17 protein-coding genes are annotated in these 20852 nt (G+C 33.7%); all 17 read right to left on the reverse strand.

The window, feature by feature from the left end:
- Positions 1–80 precede the first annotated feature (80 nt).
- The 17 genes from rfbA to rny all read right to left on the reverse strand — a co-directional run bounded on the left by rfbA (position 81) and on the right by rny (position 20262).
- On the reverse strand, positions 81–971 hold the full coding sequence (rfbA, locus tag ACMZ42_RS05945) for a glucose-1-phosphate thymidylyltransferase RfbA (RefSeq protein ID WP_370075152.1): 891 nt from the start codon (positions 969–971) through the stop codon (positions 81–83).
- Positions 972–1249: 278 nt separating this feature from the next.
- The gene (locus ACMZ42_RS05950) at positions 1250–2023 is read right to left on the reverse strand and encodes a glycosyltransferase family 2 protein (RefSeq protein ID WP_370075153.1); all 774 of its coding nucleotides are present in this window, start codon (positions 2021–2023) and stop codon (positions 1250–1252) included.
- Between the two features lie 9 nt (positions 2024–2032).
- The gene (locus ACMZ42_RS05955) at positions 2033–3070 is read right to left on the reverse strand and encodes a glycosyltransferase family 2 protein (RefSeq protein ID WP_415730902.1); all 1038 of its coding nucleotides are present in this window, start codon (positions 3068–3070) and stop codon (positions 2033–2035) included.
- Positions 3071–3095: 25 nt separating this feature from the next.
- Entirely contained in the window at positions 3096–4316 is a 1221-nt protein-coding gene (locus ACMZ42_RS05960) for an O-antigen ligase family protein (protein ID WP_415730903.1), read from the reverse strand.
- Positions 4317–4564: 248 nt separating this feature from the next.
- A complete protein-coding gene (locus tag ACMZ42_RS05965) occupies positions 4565–5500 on the reverse strand; it encodes a glycosyltransferase family 2 protein (RefSeq protein WP_415730904.1) in 936 nt (311 codons plus the stop codon).
- Positions 5501–5925: 425 nt separating this feature from the next.
- On the reverse strand, positions 5926–6897 hold the full coding sequence (gene galE, locus ACMZ42_RS05970) for a UDP-glucose 4-epimerase GalE (protein ID WP_415730905.1): 972 nt from the start codon (positions 6895–6897) through the stop codon (positions 5926–5928).
- A gap of 381 nt (positions 6898–7278) precedes the next feature.
- Positions 7279–8295 (reverse strand): dTDP-glucose 4,6-dehydratase, encoded by a 1017-nt coding sequence (rfbB, locus tag ACMZ42_RS05975; RefSeq protein ID WP_402868071.1) that lies wholly within the window; start codon positions 8293–8295, stop codon positions 7279–7281.
- A 14-nt stretch (positions 8296–8309) separates the two neighbouring features.
- Complete coding sequence (locus tag ACMZ42_RS05980) at positions 8310–8450, reverse strand: hypothetical protein (protein WP_415730906.1); 141 nt, start codon at positions 8448–8450, stop codon at positions 8310–8312.
- A complete protein-coding gene (locus ACMZ42_RS05985) occupies positions 8447–9139 on the reverse strand; it encodes a WbqC family protein (protein WP_370075158.1) in 693 nt (230 codons plus the stop codon). Before ACMZ42_RS05985 ends, ACMZ42_RS05980 begins: the two co-directional genes overlap by 4 nt.
- A 260-nt stretch (positions 9140–9399) precedes the next feature.
- Positions 9400–10491 (reverse strand): DegT/DnrJ/EryC1/StrS family aminotransferase, encoded by a 1092-nt coding sequence (locus ACMZ42_RS05990; RefSeq protein WP_415730907.1) that lies wholly within the window; start codon positions 10489–10491, stop codon positions 9400–9402.
- Positions 10488–11729, reverse strand: a complete 1242-nt coding sequence (locus tag ACMZ42_RS05995; protein ID WP_415730908.1) for an ATP-grasp domain-containing protein — start codon at positions 11727–11729, stop codon at positions 10488–10490. The genes ACMZ42_RS05990 and ACMZ42_RS05995 overlap by 4 nt, the downstream gene beginning before the upstream one ends.
- Positions 11726–13213 carry a lipopolysaccharide biosynthesis protein gene (locus ACMZ42_RS06000; RefSeq protein WP_370075161.1) on the reverse strand — a complete coding sequence of 496 codons (1488 nt, stop codon included), beginning with the start codon at positions 13211–13213 and terminating at the stop codon, positions 11726–11728. Before ACMZ42_RS06000 ends, ACMZ42_RS05995 begins: the two co-directional genes overlap by 4 nt.
- On the reverse strand, positions 13198–14172 hold the full coding sequence (locus ACMZ42_RS06005; RefSeq protein WP_415730909.1) for a glycosyltransferase family 2 protein: 975 nt from the start codon (positions 14170–14172) through the stop codon (positions 13198–13200). The genes ACMZ42_RS06000 and ACMZ42_RS06005 overlap by 16 nt, the downstream gene beginning before the upstream one ends.
- Before the next feature lie 333 nt (positions 14173–14505).
- On the reverse strand, positions 14506–15489 hold the full coding sequence (locus tag ACMZ42_RS06010) for an ATP-grasp domain-containing protein (RefSeq protein ID WP_415730910.1): 984 nt from the start codon (positions 15487–15489) through the stop codon (positions 14506–14508).
- Positions 15490–15703: 214 nt separating this feature from the next.
- Positions 15704–17410, reverse strand: coding sequence for a phospho-sugar mutase (locus ACMZ42_RS06015; RefSeq protein ID WP_415730911.1), 1707 nt, complete (start codon positions 17408–17410; stop codon positions 15704–15706).
- A 203-nt stretch (positions 17411–17613) separates the two neighbouring features.
- Positions 17614–18378, reverse strand: coding sequence for a tyrosine-protein phosphatase (locus tag ACMZ42_RS06020; RefSeq protein ID WP_415730912.1), 765 nt, complete (start codon positions 18376–18378; stop codon positions 17614–17616).
- Between the two features lie 324 nt (positions 18379–18702).
- A complete protein-coding gene (rny, locus tag ACMZ42_RS06025) occupies positions 18703–20262 on the reverse strand; it encodes a ribonuclease Y (RefSeq protein ID WP_370075166.1) in 1560 nt (519 codons plus the stop codon).
- Positions 20263–20852 lie beyond the last annotated feature (590 nt).

Genomic DNA, 20852 nt, shown 5'->3' on the forward strand with positions numbered 1-20852 from the left:
TAAATCCCGCTTCACCCGTGACAAGCACATTTTTTGTCCACCATTTCACCTTCGCTTTAACAATTCCCACTATAAAACCGCTACACGAAAATATGAGATTGCTTAAATGATTGAGAAACTTCCATTAAATATTTCCCATAGTCTGTTTTCATCAGCGGTTTCGCAAGTTCAATTAACTGTTGTTTTGTAATATACCCTTTTCTGAAAGCAATTTCTTCTATACAAGCAATGTACAACCCTTGCCTTTTTTGAATAGCTTCCACAAAATTTGATGCTTCTAGTAATGACTCATGCGTTCCAGTATCTAACCACGCCAACCCACGTCCGGTAAGTTCCACCTTTAATTCGCCTTTGAGTAAATATTCTCCAATAATCGATGTAATCTCTAATTCTCCTCGCGCTGACGGTTTTACATTTTTGGCGATGGCCACTACATTATTATCAAAAAAATACAAACCCGGTACAGCATAAGAAGATTTCGGAAATGCAGGTTTTTCTTCTATTGAAATAGCATTCATTTGCTCATCCACTTCAACGACTCCATAGGCTCTTGGATCGTTGACATAACAACCAAAAATTATACTCCCAGTCTTTAATGTAGCCGCTTCTTGTAATAGAACACTGAAATTGGAACCGTAGAAAATATTATCGCCTAACACTAAAGCGACCGACGAATCTCCAATAAATGACTCTCCGATAATGAAAGCCTCGGCTAAACCATTCGGATACTCTTGAATGGCATAATCAATAGACATACCCAAGTCTTGACCGTCACCTAAAAGCTCTCTAAATCCAGTCACATCACGAGGTGTTGATATAATAAGTACCTCTGTAATACCAGCAAGCATTAATACAGACAGTGGATAATAAATCATAGGTTTGTCATAAACCGGCAATATTTGTTTTGAAACCGACTTTGTCAGCGGATAAAGCCGCGTCCCTGAACCTCCTGCTAATATAATTCCTTTCATCCATATCCCCCCATACCTAAGACGTGTTCATCACTTACTTTACTAATTCGTATGTGCTAACTTTTTATATCGTTAAACATCATGGCATCAATAGCGGAAAGGCTCGGTATAAAATCATTTTCTTTATTGGTCGTAAGGGGTTATCGTTGGTTTAATAAATTCTATCTTTAAGTCATGTTCTTGATATTTTTCTGAATCATAAAATTCTTTACCTCTAATTGCATTTAGCCTTATACCTCAAATGCTTTTATATCTGTTCAAGAGCCTTTTCACCATTCTTAACCTGTCAATCTAGTTGAAACGTATTTTATCGAAATATTAAGCAAGAAAATACACATCCGGTAGACAGATTGAATTGTCGTCATACCAAGATGATTTTTATAAATTTTCCAGTTCCACGTTATACCTTTGAATTTATTTCTGCTTATGGAACCTGGTGTAATTCGATAATAAGCTAATACTTCATCCATTCCATATGCCTTTATCTCATAATCTTTTAAAATATCTAGCCAAAGAACATAATCTTCATGCTTAGTCTCCTTGAAAAATGGTTTAGCTATTTTACGTGTATCTAATACAACTGTTAAACATCCAATGTAATTAACACGCAATAATTTTTTATAATCCACTGGTTTTTTGCATACCTTAACAATTTTTCGTGTTCGTTTATTATTTTCTGTTATTTCTTGATATTGTGTATAGGAAAATGCCACATCAAGTTCTTGCATGAAATCGAGTTGTTTGGATAATTTTTCAGGATGCCATAAATCATCACTATCAAGAAAAGCTAAAAATTGTCCTTTTGCTTTTTCAATACCAGCATTTCTAGCATTCGCAACACCACCGTTTTGTGTCAAATTAATAATTTTTATTCGACTATCCTTATATCCTAGTAGTATTTGCTGACTATTGTCTGTTGACTTGTCATTAATAATTATCAATTCCCAATTTTTGTACGTTTGATTTAGAACAGATTCAATGGATTGGCCAACATACTTATCCGCATTGTAAACAGGCATAATAATTGAAACTAGAAAGTTATTTTTATGCAATAAACCATCCTATTTCATAATATTTTTAAATGTATATGCGAGGATCAAATTAAACTTTAATGTATAACAAACTGCATACATCTTGACGAATAAAGGTGTCAATAATTTTGTTCGATTACTCTGACAGTATGCTATTACTTCTTTATTTGTTTTCAAAATAGCCATTAATTGCATTATTTCTCTATTTTGCGTTTTATCAATAGCCGCTGTTATTTGTGAAATGCTTGCACCCGATTTGACATAGTTTTTTAGTGAACTATTAAACAAATGGAATACTAAGATAGAGTATATACTCGTCATATCCAAATTATTCCTTTTTAAATAATCGATGTACTTTTCCGCCAAGTTTAAGTACTGTTCTATAATTTCAGGTTTAGGTTGTTGCATGAGCGAACCATTTCGTTGCAAATAATTATAAAAAGATGAATCGATACTTATTATTTTTTTTATATGCACTAAGTAATATAGATTAAATAGCTTATCTTCTGAGAATATCTCACTATTTGGTTCAAATCGTATATGGTGTTCTTTAATAATCGTATTTTTATACAATTTATTACAAACTTCATCCCCATGTTTGTAGTTAAAGAAGTATTCATATAGGTATCCTTTTAAACCTAACTTCCCAATATCGATTGTCTCATGCTTAATTTCTAAAAAATTCTTCTCTATTTTTTCTTCGTATACTTTCGTATAATCACATACTACTAATTCTGCTTCATGCTGTTCCATTTCATGTACCATGGATTCAATCATATTCAACTCTATCCAATCATCAGCATCCACGAATATGATATAAGTTCCACTGACCTTATCTAATGCAGCATTTCTTGCAGAAGACAGGCCCCCGTTCGGCTTATGAATTACTTTAATCCTTGAATCTTCAACAGCTAATTCATCCACTACCTTTCCACAATTATCCGCTGAACCATCATTGACTAAAAATATTTCTAGATTTGTATACGTTTGATTTTGAACTGATTGTACACATTTTTGTAAGTATTGCTCTACATTATAAATTGGAATAATTACACTGACTAACTTCATAGTTTCCCCCAATTTTATAATTTTTTTATTCAAACTTAATCTGTTCACGGTACAGATATTCTTTTTCTGTAATACTGTATCGCCAAATAAGCGCTAGAAATAAAAATAGATATTCACTCGCAATTAGTGAAAGGAACATTAAAGAAATTGAAATTGAAACATAAGTCCCTAGGAGAAATACCTTTGATTTATCCATCCTTACAATGAACATTATTCTAAAAAATAAAAGTGTCCAAAATATAAAGAATAATCCAAAGCCAATTACACCCGACTCAACTAATATTTCTAAAAAAGTATTGTGCATATAAATTCCTTCACCAAAAAATTCCGCACTATAATCCCTAAAATTATAAATACCAATTCCTTGTACAGGATGGTTTGAAAAGAGTGACAAACCATTGTTCCATATTTCAAATCTGCCACTACCGCCATCCTTACCAACAGATTCCATTCTTTTTATCAAAATCTGATAGATATCGATATGCGTCACTTTTAATAAGGTAAAGTAACTTATCCATGTAATTACAGGTACGACAAAAAAAATTTTTATTTTTGTTTTTACAGTAAAAAAAGCGATAGTAATCACAACCCCTATTAAGGTTGCTAATATGCCCCCCCTTGAAAAAGTTAGTAAAGTTGTAATTAAAGCTAAAACAAATCCAATCTTCCCTTTATTGTCTTTCATATTTACTAGGAAAAAGAACAAGAAGAACGAATTGGATACAACAAATATATTAGGGTCTGATAAAATACCGATTAATCGGGGCATATTTCTATCTAGCATTAAGCCATAAACTCTAATGCCATTCCCATAAAAATTAAATTTATTAGAAATTAAACCAAATAGATAAAACAATAATGAAATTACGTTATATAGTATTCCTACTGTCCCAATTATTCGTTCAAATTCTTTTAATGTAATATTAGAAAATAAAAATTTATATATAAAGTATGAAAAAAGGCCGATTAAAATAGCAATAGTCAAACGAATACTTGCCAACGGATATGTAGAAAATACTCCAGTAAAACAGTAGAAAACATAGAAGAAAATCATAAAGGTTTCATGAATTTGAGGCTTATGAAAAACAATTTTACTAAGGGTAAGCATAAAAATTACGACCATTAATACCATATGTGGTTTTAACGAAAAACCAATGTTTACATTCAGATTACCTAAAAAAACACTGAATACTAAAATAAATATTAGAAAATAATTATTTGAAATTCTTTTTTTTTCGTAAATCACTTTTCTCTCCCCTTACTACCCCTCTTTAAGAGTGCAAACTAATAGTGCTTTTTCAGGTCAAGAATCTGCCACCATTTCTTTATAATGCCAGTAGGTTGAAAACCGACTAACACGTCGCAATTTTCATACGCAGCACATAGCAAATAATCTTTCGTAAAAAGCATCGAAACCTGCTCTTGATTGCCTCGGAGCACTCGTCCTCTCTCATCAACCGCGCATGCGTAATGTGTATAACTTGGCAATTACTATCACCTTTTAAATAGTCTAATAGTTCTGATAAATAACATGTTTTTACACCTTTCAAGGAAATATTTTGAGATTTTTAAGGCGAGAATTAAATTTAATACCATTTTAAAGAATTCGCCTTCTTCTTTATAAACTAATGCTTTCTTAAAATAGAGCTGTGTTTTATCAAAATTTTCCACCTTATTTTGTGTAGTCCTCTTATTTACATACTTATCAATTTCTGATTGGTTAATTAGATCAATATTTTTATAGTTTTTTTGTAAATACTTCGCAGATAAAAATTGTTTTAAAGCATTCGATCTTGAAATACTAATAGAATTGAGCCTATAAGTAAGCGTTACATCATTACAATTACCAATCCGATATTTTGGGGAGCACCGCAATAAAAAATCATAATCTTCACAGGTGTGTAAATTCCGATATCCATTTAAGTGAGTATATACTTCTCTTTTGACAAACCATGTTGGATGAGGAATACAATTATCATATTTCAAAATACTATTAATAATATTATTTGAAACGGGATGATTAGAAGATTTTTGTATAACATTCCCACTCTCATCAATACTTCTAATTTTCGATCCAATTAAGTCATAGTTATACTTTTTCAAATAAAGCAATTGCTTTTCTAGTCTGTTATTATCTGAGATGTCATCCGCATCCATTCTTGCTATATATTCACCCTTACAATATTCTAAAGCTTTATTTAAACTATTGGTTAGTCCGATGTTTTTATCATTTTCAACAACGATTATACGCTCATCTCTATTTGCATAATCAGATACAACTCTTTTAATCATAGTATTATCTGGATTATCTAATACAATAATAAATTCAATTTTTGAATATGTTTGATTCAAAATCGATTCAATACTCGCTTTTAACCATTCCATCTTTTCATTATAAGTACTCATTATTACTGAAATTAGATCCTTCATTATACACATCCCCATTAGTCATGATCCCACTGATGAAATTTATGGCTATCCTTTTCTTTCTTATTAAAAAGATTGGTCACGAAAACCAAAAACTATCAAATTAAAATGCTGACATCATTCTATTGCGAAATTCCACGATTGGTGGAAAAATTCCGGTAACTATAAGAATATGCTTTTCAATTTGTATATGAAAAACTTAGCCTCGTTTGTACAAACACTTTGCTATTTACTACTTATATGAAGGTGAATTTCTCTTTATACATGGTGAAGAACTTTCAATTGTTATTCAAAAGTAAACAAATTGACTAATTGGTGAAAAATATAAAAGTGCTAACTTTTACACCTGGTTTTAGGTAAAATTCAGCACTTTTGTTATAACGATGAATATTTTAGTCAATCACATTTCAAATTAAGTTCTAAGCCCTTCAGTATCTTTGATTGTTATGCCATTTCCAAGCATCTTCAATAATTTCCACTAAGCTTTTTTCTGCCCTCCACCCAAGTTCATCAAAAATCTTTTTAGATGAAGCAATAAGTCTAGCAGGATCTCCTTCACGTCTTTCAGAGAGTTCAATATTTGCCTTTTTACCTGTTACTGCCTCGCAAGTTTCTATTACTTCTTTTACTGTATAGCCACGACCATTCCCTAAGTTATAAATTGCCTCTTTATTTTTATTCTCAAGTAATGAATTCAAGGCAAAAATATGTGCTATTGCTAAATCTGTAACGTGTATATAATCACGAATGCATGTGCCATCGGGTGTTTTATAGTCTGTACCATAAATACACACCTTCTCCCTATCACCAGCCAAATGTTGCAATACAATTGGAATAAGATGCGTTTCTGGGTTATGGCTTTCGCCAATTTCCGCTGTTTCATAGGCCCCGGCTGCGTTAAAATATCTTAAAACTACGTAACGTAAATCATAGGCTGTTGCATAATCCATGAGAACTTGTTCAATCATAAGCTTTGATCTTCCATAAGGATTTATTGGATTTGGCACAATTGTTTCATCAATCATGTTTAGGTTAGGAACCCCATATGTCGCAGCAGTTGACGAAAATATAATATTTTTCACGTTATACTTTAACATTACACTTAATAAAGTTAACGTAGATATAACGTTGTTCTCATAATATTTCTGCGGATTTACTACAGATTCACCGACTAGACTACTCGCAGCAAAGTGCATTACTGCTTTAAAGGAATATTGCGAAAAAACGTGCTCCAAATCGCTTCTTTTTCCTAAATCCCCCTGCACAAAAATCGCCTTTTCATCAATCGACTCCCGGTGACCAGTTGAAAGATTATCCAATACAATAACTGCTTCTTTCTTCACTAACTCTTTTACAAGATGACTACCTATATATCCCGCTCCACCGATAACTAATATCAAATGGTTGTCTCCCTTTTCATTTTTCTTTTACTAATAATACGCGCTTTGAAAATAGCCATAGTTGCGCGAAAGCCTATTATTTTACACAAAACACTAGTGATTATATGGTTATTATTATTTCGATATTGTAATAAAAATCGATTTTCTTTAACAGAATAAAGTATTCGTTTTCTTTCTTCTCTGTCTATGAATCCCGCAAGCTTTATACAGAAATAATATCTATTTAGCAATAATCATTTATTTCATCTTATGTCATGAATTATGAGCCAAGTTCTCTTCGCTAAATTTTGAAGCTTTTTGGACTTCAATCTTTTCTAGATGCTATCAACAATTGAGGTGTTTGAATTGTAATTTTCGTCTGAGCTTTTCTAGCTTCCATCATCATAAATATTGCTTTTCAAAATACTGTCGATATTGTCCACTTATAATTTGCTCCCACCATGTGTTGTTTTCAACATACCAATGAATCGTTTGCGCAATGCCAGTTTCAAATGTGTATATGGGCTTCCAACCTAATTGCTCTATTTTAGTTGGGTCAATGGCATAGCGTTTATCATGAGCTAAACGATCTGTTACATACTTTATAAGTTTTTCTGATTTCCCTAATGTCTTGATAATTGTTTGAACAACTTCTAAATTGGTGCGTTCATTATGCCCACCAATATTATATATCTCTCCGTTGACACCTTCATGTAACACCAAATCAATGGCCGTACAATGATCAAAAACATGTAACCAATCTCGTATGTTTTGTCCGTCACCATATATAGGAATTTTTTCATCCTTTAACACACGAGAAATAGTTAAAGGAATTAATTTTTCTGGAAACTGATATGGTCCATAGTTATTCGAACAACGCGTAATATTCATTGGTAATCCATATGTTTTATAATAAGCACGGACTAAACAATCAGAAGAAGCTTTACTTGCACTATAAGGGCTATTTGGTAGTAATGATGTCTCTTCTGTAAAAAAAGTAGATGGTTCAAAATCCAATTCCCCATAAACTTCATCCGTAGATACATGGACAAATTTTGAAATACCTACTTGCATCGCTGCTTCTAATAATACTTGTGTCCCTAATACATTTGTTCGAACAAATACCGATGGATCTGTAATTGAGCGGTCCACATGACTTTCTGCTGCAAAATGAACCACATAATCGAATTGTTCCTTCTTAAAAAAAGTCATAACCAACTCACGATTTACAATATCGCCTTTTACAAATGTATAGTTATCATTTGTTTCAAATGCTCGATGTTTACCTAGATCACCTGCATACGTCAATAAATCTAAATTATAAATTTCATAGGAAGGATACTTACAAATTAAATATTGGATAAAATTACCTCCGATAAAGCCTGCACCGCCAGTAACTAATATTTTTTTCTTTACCATCATTCCTACCTCTTTCAATGTATTGTTGTAAGTGAATGATCCAAGGCATAAGGTACTTCCAGCAAATACTTACCATATTCTGTTTTCATAAGTGGTTGAGCAAGCTCCTCTTTCTTTTTATATTGCTCAATATCGTTATTTTTCGTTTTTATCATCTAACTAATTCATGAATATCTAACATTTCTTTAATTTTACTAATATCGTTAAACATCATGACGTCAATTATTGAAAGGCCAGGCATAAAATCATTTGAGTATTGTTTGTATGGTGTTAGTATTGGCTGAATAAATTGAATTTCCAAATCATTGTCTATATATTTTTGCTGATTGTAAAAATCCTTGCCACCAATCGCATTAATATAGGTAGTCGCATTTAATGCCCTAGATACTTTAATTCCCCATTCATCTGCTGCATTAGCCTCTTTAATAGTAGGGAATTTTTGCGACAGAATAGTAATACTCGTTTCTATACCTAATAATGTGCAAGTCTTTCTTAGAACTAAAGTAATGAATTGACTTAAATTGCTGTTACTATTTGTTAAACAATCCGTTACGAATTCCATAACATTCATAAAAAATGGCGCGTTTTTATAAAATATTAATTGATTGAGAATCTTTTCTTGCCAATGCATATTACTATTTATGACAATGTCTTTAATTTTAGTTTCTCTAGAAGCTTTACATACTGGAACATTGAAATATATACTTTTTCCATGCTCACTCAAGATTCGGTTCCTATTTATCCAACTTCTTCTCGTATATTGAGCATTATCAAAAATGACAAATTCATCTACCGAGTGTATCAGTTGGAAATATCCTAGATACGGAAAAAAATAAGGTTGCATTAAGGCTATCCTCATTCTAAGTGTCCCTTCTTAAGTTAATAAAACTACTAATAAGTATCTTGATCATCATGGAATTCTAACTCCATGTAAATTTCCTCTTGTCTACAAAATACAATATAAAGATCATCTTTTGGAAATTAGAGGAACGAAGTAAAGATATTGTTCTCTCCCATTCCAATATTTTTTCATTAAATTAAATAGCCCTTCTTCTATATAATTTATGGCTTGCAAATTCTTTTGTTTTACAGATAACTTGTACACTATTCTTTCAAAAGTATACAAATTTTATCTACATCTTCTAGCATGAGATCCCCATACAATGGTAGTGTTAAAACTCTCTCTGCAATATATTTTGCGACAGGTGTATCTTCAGCATTGAACTTTTCTCTGAAACATTCAAAGCTATTCGTTAAAGGATAAAAATACTTTCGGGGAAAAATATTATGTTTCATTAATTTCTCATACACTTCATCCCGCGAAAGTTGGAAACCATCAAATACAACAGGGAGGTATGCATAATTACTCGACACATCTTTTGGAGGAGGCAATAATTTAATACCTCTGATACCACTGAGATGTTCAACATATCTCTCAAATACTTTCTTTCGCTTCCCTATTTCCACATCTATATTCCGGAGATTGCACAAACCCATTGCTGCTTGAAATTCATTCATCTTAGCATTACCACCTATATACTGAATTGTTTCAGGTCCAGTAATACCAAAATTTTTATAAATATTTAATAAGTCTTTTATGTTAGAATCTTTAATGGTTAGTGCTCCACCCTCAATAGTGTGAAAAACTTTAGTTGCATGGAAACTAAACATGGAAGCATCACCAAAGTTTGCAACACTTTCACCACCTACCGTTACCCCGAAGGCATGAGCAGCATCAAATATGACCTTTAGATTATATTTACTTGCTATACTTTCAATCTCTTTTATATTACATACATTTCCGTACACATGAACGGCTATAATAGCGGAAGTTTTATCTGTTATTAACCTTTCAATATTATCTGTTTCTATGGTGTAATCATTAAGATTAATGTCAGCAAAAACTGGTGTTAAACCTTTTCGTACGATTGCATGCGTTGTCGATGCAAATGTAAAAGGTGTGGTGATAACTTCGCCAGTTAATTGAAATGCTTCAATCGCGTATTCTAATGCTAGGTGCCCGTTAGAAAATAGCGTAATATTTTTTGTATTCAAATACCGTTTCAATTCAGTTTCTAAAGCATTATGCTTTACACCCATGTTGGTCAACCAGCGACTATCCCAAAGATCTCTAATTTCTTCAGAGAATTCCGTAAAACCAGGCATTGATGATTGTGTTACTTGAATAGGCTTCATATATTCACCTTCTTGACGTTATTTATTTTCACAAATGAATACTCAACATTTACCTTCACGAAGTTTGTGATATGCTCCATTTTTTCTAACATGTCATCTTCTGAAGGAAATTGTAGTATCATAGTGCCCAATTTTTCATTAGATCCTGAAAATGCTTTAATGTGACTTTTTGATTTAACTAGCAATTCATATTCAACAATGCCATTTTCTATTTCATCATGCATTTCCACATTTATAAATACTCCGCTAGTTTCACTATTCAATACATTCACCGACCAATATCCTTGTGGTTCAACCATAGTCAAATCATTACAATCCTCACCTAAAGCCGCCTTAATAGTATATTCGATCATATCTACACCAGTTGCATATTTTGTTACTTGTGGAATCCAATCGCCACCATTCCTAGCAGCTATCTCAATAAGATAAATATTTTCTTGTTCGTCCACTCGAATATCAAAATTATAGGCACCTGATTTCATATTGAGTAAAGTCAACGCTCTTTGAATCTCTTTATGAATTTTTTGTTGAATATGCTCAGACATTTTGCATGGCCAGCTTGAACCAACTGGGACAAATGGATTTGGTGATGCTAATGTCGGAAAGTGCTCATTCGTAAAACTACGAAAAACAAGCTTTCCATTTACAGAAAAACCATCCCCCCCAACATGATAACCATGCTTTTCTATATACTCTTCCACAATAAAACGTTTCACTTTCGAAAAACTTAAAGCGTACTCTATTTTTTCCTGCAAAATGTCAATGGAATCTATTTTTGAGACTCCTCTACTGCCTGAAGAATCAACAGGTTTTATCATTACAGGCATTTTAAAATCATGAAAATCAGCTTTAGCTTCTTCCACCGCTCGATAGCCCTTTGCTCTTGGAACGTTAAAATTATTATTCTTCTGAAACTCCCGAAACAAATCCTTATTTGACAATATCTCTACAGATTCATAAGGATGTGACGGTAGTCCTAGCCTTTCAGCAACATAAGCCGCAGTAGGTGCTGCAGGTTCAGACGCATAACTAACTATGCCATCAATGTTTAACGATTTTGCTAATGATAAGACACCTTCCTTATCCGTAGTGTTGACATTATAGTAATCATGAGCATATTGATGCCCTGGATTTTCTTTTATATAATCACAAGTAATAACATAGTGACCCATTTCTCTTGCTTTTTTTATTGCTGGAATTTGAGAATGTGCACCACCAAGCATTAATAATTTTTTCATTCTGTGGCCTCCTCATTTACAATAATTTTAGTAGTGGTATTCCTTCTAAACAGACCTTTTATAATCGATAGTAAATAAGTAAAGGCATCAAAATTAAATACTTTTGCTAACCCTACATATAAAACGATCCCTACAATTATTTGAATAATGAGCGTCACAATCTCAGTCAACCCAATCAAGTGGATTGGAAAAACAATAGCCCCCATCACTAAAGATGTTAGCAAAGATGGTTTTATATCTCTCCACTGTTCTTGAATGCTATAGTTTAGTAATTGTAAATTTGGATATGCGTTAATAAAAGTCGATAAAATTCCAACTCCGAGCACTCCTAAAGCCATCATATGAACACCGAATGGGATACTGACAGCTAAAATAATCAATCCTAATATAGTTTTCACAATTTCTAGTTTTAAAAAAATATCACTACGTCCCAAAGCGTTAATTGCTTGTAAATTTGCAGTATGTATAGGCCATAATGCATAACTAATACAAAAAATTTGTAAGAATGGCACGGAAGGTAGCCATTTTTCTGTTAACAAAATTTTAACTAAAGGCTCAGCAATAGCTACAAGTCCGAACATCATCGGAAAAATTACAAATGAGCTCATAATGATTGAACGGCGTACCATAGCCTTAACTCTTTCTGTATTATCTTGATGGAAGGATAAAGTAGGAAACATTACGGATTGTATTGAACCATTAATGTTGTTAATAATTACGCTAGGAAATTGCTCACCCCGATTATAAAAACCTAATAATGCAGGGCTATACATTTTACCAATTAGTAGATTTCGAATGTTGGAATTAATGGTATCAATCAATGATGAAGCTAATAATTTCCATCCAAACACAAATAAACTTCCGAGCCTCTCCATTGAAAAGATAAGCTTCGGTCGCCAATTTACTGTAAACCATAAAATGACCGTTACTATAAGCTGGTTTGTAATTTGATGTCCAATTAAAGCCCAAACTCCATATCCTGCATAGGCCATTGTTATACCAACAACACCAGATATAATAACGGCTCCCAAACTACTAAAGAACAGTTTTTTAAACTGCATATTGCGTGCAATAACCGCATGTTGAATTGAATTAAACGCACCGAAAAACAATGTTAAGGAAAGAATTCTTAAGACAGATAGTAGTTGGGGTTCTGCAAAAAATGAGGCTATGAATGGGGCTATAAAAAAGAGTATGACATACAGGTTAATGGCAACAAATAAGTTTAAATAAAATACAGATGAATAATCCGCTTCATCCACTTTTTTCTTTTGTATCAATGCTGTGTTAAATCCACTCTGCACTATCACACCAGCTATTGTTATGAAAATGGTAACTAGAACGAGTAACCCAAAGTCCTCTGGAAGAAGTAGACGAGCTAGTACAATCAACACCATAAATTGAATTCCCTGCGTCCCTCCTCGTTCTAACAGCTTCCATAATAGAGAAGAAAGGACTTTAGATTTTGTTATATCATCGTCCAATTTATGATCCTCCTTTTAACAAATCTAAGAAGCTTTGAGATACTTGGACTATATTGATTTATAAATAATATTGTTTTTTTCTTTAATCCTAAATTTAAATATAGCTCTCTATATTCTCCTGTTTTTGCGTCTTTAAATCTCCCCTGTTCAAGTAAAAGGAAAAACTGAGTACTATTCTTTCTCCTATCAATAGCATCCTTAAATTTATTGTTCGTATATAGATTTATTTCATCCAACATATCTTCTATTTCAAGATAATGCTGCTTCTTTGTTTCTATATCAGAAAAAGTTCTGCCCGTCCAAGAAGTACTATCACCTACTCGATACGAAGACATCAACTCATCCATATAGTACACCGTACCTAGCAATGATAAATAAATAGCTAAAGGGTAATCGCCAACAGGGGCATTTACAAGAAAGTCTGGTCCCTCCTTCCCAAACTTCAGTCGGTAAAACATGGAATTTGTTAAAAAAAGACCTCCTCCTCCTTCAATTACTTCTTCAACTGAGAATTCCTTATTTCCTTTATTTAGACGGTTAAATAATACACATTTCTTATCCGAAGCATTTACTACATTTCCACCATGAACACATAGGCTACATTCAGGATGCTTCTCCATATAATCGAATTGTTTTTGTAATTTATAAGGATCTATCCAATAATCATCCCCCTCACAAATAGCAATATATTTCCCGCTTGCTCTGCTAATATTAATTGTACTTACAGAAACACCTTTGGAATACTGATTTTCAGTTTGATAGATAGGCTTTATCAAATTAGGGTATTTCTTCTCATACTCTCTAATAATGTCTGCAGTTCTATCTGTCGAGGCATCATCATGTATTAATATTTCAAATTTAAAATTTGTTTTTTGCATTAAAAAACTTTCAATCGCATCCGCTATATATTGTTCGTGATTATACGCGAGGCAGTGAATACTGACCAAGATATTTTCCACCTGATATTCTCCCCCTGATTGTAGTACTAACTGTTTTTTTCTCTCAATCTATAAATTCATTTCCGCTTTATAGCGATTAATTATTAATAAAACCAAAACAGGAAGGTATACTCGATTTTTATCCTAATATACGAAGTTAGTTTATACTTTATTCCACCAGCGTCGCATTAAAATAATTCAACGCGTTTCTGGAAACGAATTTTCTGCAATATTATTTAGACATAAAAAAAGCCTTTATAATGGTTGGGTGGTAGTAAATCATCCAAATCCAAAATAAAGGACATAAGCATGGATAAGTTTACACGAAAAACATCCGCTCCCTCTCTGTTAATTCTAAACACCTATTATTTCGTTTGCTGCTTTAAACATAATCCTTTCATATTTCATCATTAAAATACCATCACTGTAGTTGCCAATATTCTTCACATTCGTTTTACCATTTATATTGTTTATTAATAATTCAAGGAAGTTTACACCGCACCCGTAAGCACATATATAGTTCGCACCAAACCTAGGATTGATTTCCCCTATATAATATTCTCCATTAACCTTGAACACATCTACATCAATAGGACCAGTAATATTGAGTTTATTAGATAAATCTTCAATAAGGTCAAATAGCTTAAGATCCTTATAAGAAATGACTTTATCAGCACCACCTATAGTCACTGAGAGTTTTTCCTTTGCAAATATTGATACCATTTTTTGTGAATTAATATCAATATATGCATCTATATCATACTCAGTACCATTTAAAAACTCCTGTATTATATTTTTATGTCCATTATGAAAACTCTTTTCTAGTTCTTTCAAATTGGTACATTTAATAACTCCCCTACTACCATCAGCACTATTTGGTTTGACTATTACAGGGAACGAGATTTTATTTTTACTATAATCATCTTCAAAAGTTTCTAAATCATTGTATGACTTTGCACAGCGAATCCCATTTGTTGTCAAAAATTCATACGTTAAATACTTGTCATCACAAGTCTTTGCAATACTTAAATTAGGTAAGATTGGGATAACCCCAATTTCTTTAAATTTATCAATATTTTTAGAGAGAACCATTATATCTTTATCTAACATAGTTAGAATTGCTTTAACTTTATTCTCTTTACAAATTTCCAAAAGTTCTTCAACATAATTATCAGCTTCTAACGATGGTACTATATATGAATTTTCCACCGAATATAGGGCTGGTAATATATTTGAATTACCTGTAGCTATTATCTCCATGTTAAATTTCGCAAATTCACGATTAAACACTTCTAACATTTCTACTCTTTTTCCAGGACAGCTAATAAGAATATTCATCCGGCATTTCTCCTTTAAGGTTAATAATAGGAACTTTTTTTCATCTTGCTCTATAAAAAAGGCCTATTAACATCTTTGGATCTATTTACTCCTTTTCTTAAAAGTACAGATTTTATAGTATAAATTTTTTTTGGAATCAAGCCAAAAACTAAGACCTGCTGCTGGGATAATTATTTTTTTGGCTTTCTTCATCGCTCTATGTCCATTCTTTCAACTAATTGCTTGTCATAAAGGCTGCCTGTAATTGTTGTAGCTTATGCTGTGCTTGTTCTTTCGTATTAGCTACTGTACCAAAGTAAAACTTACATTTTGGCTCTGTTCCGGAAGGGCGAATCGCTATCCATGATTGATCTTCTAAAATAAACTTTAAAACATTTTCTTTAGGTAATTTAATTGAGGAAATCGAGCCATCTTGATGAATGGCTTGTTGCGTTAAGTAATCTTCTATTACCATTACTTTTTGATCTGCAATATCAAAAATTCTATTTTCCCTAAGGTTTTGAAGTAAAGCTTGCATTTCCTTTTGACCAGAAATACCTTCAAATATTTGTGACTGTAATGCTTCTTGATAATAGCCATATTTATTAAATAAACTGTCCAGAGCATCTAGTAATGTTTGTTGTTTTGTTGCATAATAGGCTGCCATCTCTGCTACTACCAACGCAACTTGAACAGCATCTTTATCACGCACAAAGCTTTGAACCAAATAGCCATAACTTTCTTCATAGCCGAATAGGAACGTTTTTTCCTTCGATTCGTCATACTCAGCAATCTTTTCTGCAATGTATTTAAAACCTGTCAGTGTGTTCACAGTTTCAACTCCGTATTGTTTAGCAATTACTGCACCAAGTTCAGAGGTAACAATTGTTTTGAATAATACGCCGTTTTCAGGTAGCGCATTTTTTTCTTTTTTCGCCTCAAGCGAATACTGTAAGATAAGTGCACCTAGCTGATTACCTGTTAATAATTGATAACCATGCTCTGTTATTACTGCCACACCTAATCGATCGGCATCTGGGTCGGTTGCTAATAGTATTTGTGCACCTGTTTCGTTACCTTTTTGTATTGCATACGTAAAGGCTGCTGCTTCCTCTGGGTTTGGATAAGGAACCGTTGGAAAATCTCCATCTTGTACGGCTTGCTGTTCTACAATATGGACATTTGTAAAACCAAATGCTTGTAAACCTTGTTGTACCGATATTAGCCCTGCACCATGAAGAGGTGAGTAAACAATTGGTATGGTGAAGTCAATATTTGTACGTTGTTTTAAACCGAGTAATTTTTCTTGATAGGCTTGGTCAATATTAAGTAACATCCATTCTACAGTTCGATGCTGCTCTAATGTGTGCCATGATGTTGTTGGAATGTCAAAAATATTTTGGATATCATCGAGTTTTTCAACGATCGTTTGAATAGCAGATGGCGTCAGTTGTGCCCCGTCCCCCCCATAAACTTTAAATCCATTATATTGTTTTGGATTGTGACTAGCGGTAATGACCACACCTGCAAAAGCGTTTAAATATCTTACTGCAAAAGATAATTCAGGTGTTGGGCGTGCATCGCGAAAAACGAATACTTTTATCCCTAATGCCCCCAGCACTTGAGCTGTTTCAATAGCAAAATCCTTTGAGAAATGCCGTGTATCATAGGCAATGACAACACCCCGCTGTTTGGCTATTTCCCCGTTTTCTGTGATATACTGCGCTAGCCCGTATGCAGCTCTGCGAATTGTGTAGATATTCATCCGATTTGTACCAGCACCTAACACACCACGCATACCTGCTGTACCAAATTGTAGGTATTGATAAAATCGATCTTCAATTTGTGTTGCATCATTGACAATGGCTAGTAATTCTTCTTTTAAATAGGAGGGGACAGTTTCCTTTATCCATTGCCTATAGTGATCATCTACAATACTCAATATGACACCTTCTGTTCATTCAATAATTTCAAATCTGTAGAGACGTTTACGCTTGTCGGATATATCCCTAGGTCCAATTGGTGTCGACAAGACCCATCTGGCCACAGCAATTTACCGTCAACGATTTCAATAATGACATTAAAGCTGTCCGTATTTTTCATTTACATATATCTCAAGATAATTACACTTCTTTTTTCTTAATCCTAAAAAATCTTCCACCATTTCCTCTCTTCGATTTTACAAGGTTCTTGTATAATAAAAGGCTGGTTTTCAATTATTCTTGCATTATTTTCGAGTAATATATCGATCGCATCTAACTCTTTTTTCTTTTCTAAATAACAAAGTCCTGCATCAAAAAAAAATGGTCGAGATGATAGATTGTGTACATCCGATCCATAGGTATGAACTAAATTAGCCCTAACTAGCTCAAGTGAGCGCTTTTGTATTGTGCGACCAAAATAACCAGCTAAGCTGCCAGCAGTTATTTGTGCTTTTGCTCCTTCGCAAATTAATCGTTCTAAGTAAACTGGCCTTTCAACAATGGCTTTATTTCGTTCTGGATGCGCAATAATTGGGGTAATTCCTTCAGACAGTAATGCACGAATAATTATTATTGTATAAGCAGGTACAGTATAGGAAGGTAATTCTAACAACATATAATTAGAGCGTGCTAATGTGTGGATTTGATTTGTTTTATAGAGTGGCATGATTTTTTCTGATAATCGTACTTCATGACCGGTAAAAAGTGTGAGAGGAATACTTTTTTTTATGAGTTCAGATTGTAATAAGTGAATTTGATTTTTCACTGCGCTGTAATTTGCATGATATTGTGGGTGATGGCAATGGGGAGTGGCTATTATTTCTTTAATTCCTTCTTTAACCGCTTGTTCAAACAATCGCATAGTATCTGCCATTGTTTTTGGTCCATCATCTACATTCCATAAGATATGACTATGCATATCAACCATCAATATCCTCCTCTCTAATTAGAAAAGGTCCAATACTTTTATTATGCTCAATCTATAAATATTATGAGTACTATTAAGGAAGTGCTTATTGGATAACTAAAGAGCAAATAAAAATAGGCAACTCTTTGTTCGAAACCGAACAAGAAGTTGCCTATTTTTTCAAGAAATTAACTTTAATTGCTAAAGTTTTCAGTGCTTCATTAAAACATTTCGAGCCCGCAATCCGCGACAAGGTTTTCCTGTGATTATCTAGTACAATTATCCACCTAGCATATCGACTCGAAAATTCTATTCTTTCTTTTGAAATAAAATCTATTAATGATTTTATTTCGCATATTCCACGGCACGTGTTTCACGAATAACCGTTACTTTAATATGACCTGGATAATCAAGTTCTTCTTCAATTCGCTTACGGATATCTCTCGCTAAGCGATGTGAAGCTAAGTCATCAATTTTTTCAGGTTGTACAATTATACGGATTTCACGACCAGCTTGAATCGCAAAGGATTTTTCTACGCCATCATAGCTTTCAGAAATTTCCTCTAACTTTTCAAGTCTGCGGATATAGTTTTCAAGCGTTTCACTTCGAGCACCTGGACGAGCTGCTGATAACGCATCAGCTGCAGCCACTAATACCGCGATGACAGATGTTGCTTCTGTATCACCATGGTGAGAAGCAATACTGTTTATAACGACCGGATGTTCCTTGTATTTTGTTGCCAATTCCACACCGATTTCGACATGGCTACCTTCAACTTCATGGTCAATTGCCTTACCAATATCATGTAATAAGCCTGCACGGCGAGCTAATGCTACATCTTCACCAAGTTCAGCAGCGAGCAAGCCTGCTAAATATGCGACCTCAATTGAGTGTTTTAGAACGTTTTGTCCATAACTTGTACGATATTTCATGCGGCCTAAAATCTTCATTAAATCTGGATGTAAATTATGAATGCCAATTTCAAATGTTGTCTGCTCACCTGTTTCGCGGATTTGTTCATCCACTTCACGTCGAGATTTTTCTACCATTTCCTCAATTCGAGCAGGGTGGATGCGGCCATCCTGTACAAGTTTTTCAAGTGCAAGTCGAGCCGTTTCACGACGAATTGGATCAAAGCCTGATAAAATAACCGCCTCTGGAGTATCATCAATAATTAAATCTATACCTGTTAACGTTTCCAAAGTACGGATGTTACGACCTTCACGACCAATAATACGACCTTTCATTTCATCATTTGGCAAGTTCACGACAGATACTGTTGTTTCAGCAACATGATCCGCTGCAAAACGTTGCAGTGCCAGTGATAAAATTTCACGTGCTTTTTTATCTGATTCTTCCTTCGCACGTGTTTCAGCTTCCTTCGTCATCACAGCAATATCAGTTGTTAGCTCTTTTTCTACTTCTCCTAAGATAATAGCTTTTGCTTCATCTCTAGTTAAAGCAGAAATTCGCTCTAGCTCTGATTTTTGCAAGGCAACGAGCTCGTCCACTTTGCTTTCCATCTGTTCCATATGCTGTTGTCTTTCGCTTAGCGCTTGTTCTTTACGCTCTAAGCTTGCTTCTCTCTTATTTAGAGCATCATCTTTGCGATCAAGATTCTCTTCTCTTTGCAATAAACGGTTCTCTTGTTTCTGAAGTTCTGAACGACGTTCACGAATGTCATTTTCTGCTTCAGTACGAAATTTGTGAGTTTCATCTTTGGCTTCAAGTAGTGCTTCTTTCTTCAATGCCTCCGCTTCTCGTTTTCCTTCTTCAACGATTGTTTCAGCGACATGTTTAGCACCAGTGATTTTTGAGTCATTCACTTTTTTCATGTAGATATAGCTAACAGCGGCACCAACGATGAGTCCAAGCAAAGCGGAGATGATAGTAATTCCATCCATATGAACACCTCCTCTTGCTATTTGGGTATTACAGTTTCAGTCGGCGCATACATCAATTTCGCCTCGGCATACTAATTGTGTCTCAGATTTTGAAATGTTTAGGTCTGCACGAGGAGCCGACACGATGTCGGGCATTCGGTATAGTCACGGGAAGTGGCGTTTTACCGATGCAGATACGTCAGCCGTTTTCGCAGGATGCGAAGATCTAAGGCTACCTTCTTATTATTCATTTCTTTCAAAATCCATAACATCTGCCAGAGTCTTCATCTTCACTTAAAATGAAGTCAGAATGTACTGCCTATTTAAAGTCATAATTCAGAAATTATACATTTTTAATTGTATAGCTAGCCTTAAGCTCTGTCAAGGATAGTCGGGCATCTGTTCGCCCTCTAAAGAGAAAAAGTAAGTCATATCCATTAAGAGAATTAATTACCTAATACTTTTACACTAATGCTTATTTTAACTTTTATCATTAATGCGTAGAAGCAGTACTTAGGAATTATTTTAAAAAATGGCATACACGACTTTTGAAGATGAGCCAAATATATGGATAACCTAACAAATATTATAAAACCACATTCTCCAGTATA

The sequence above is a fragment of the Lysinibacillus sp. NPDC056185 genome (assembly GCF_047737915.1).
Taxonomy (GTDB): Bacteria; Bacillota; Bacilli; order Bacillales_A; family Planococcaceae; genus Lysinibacillus.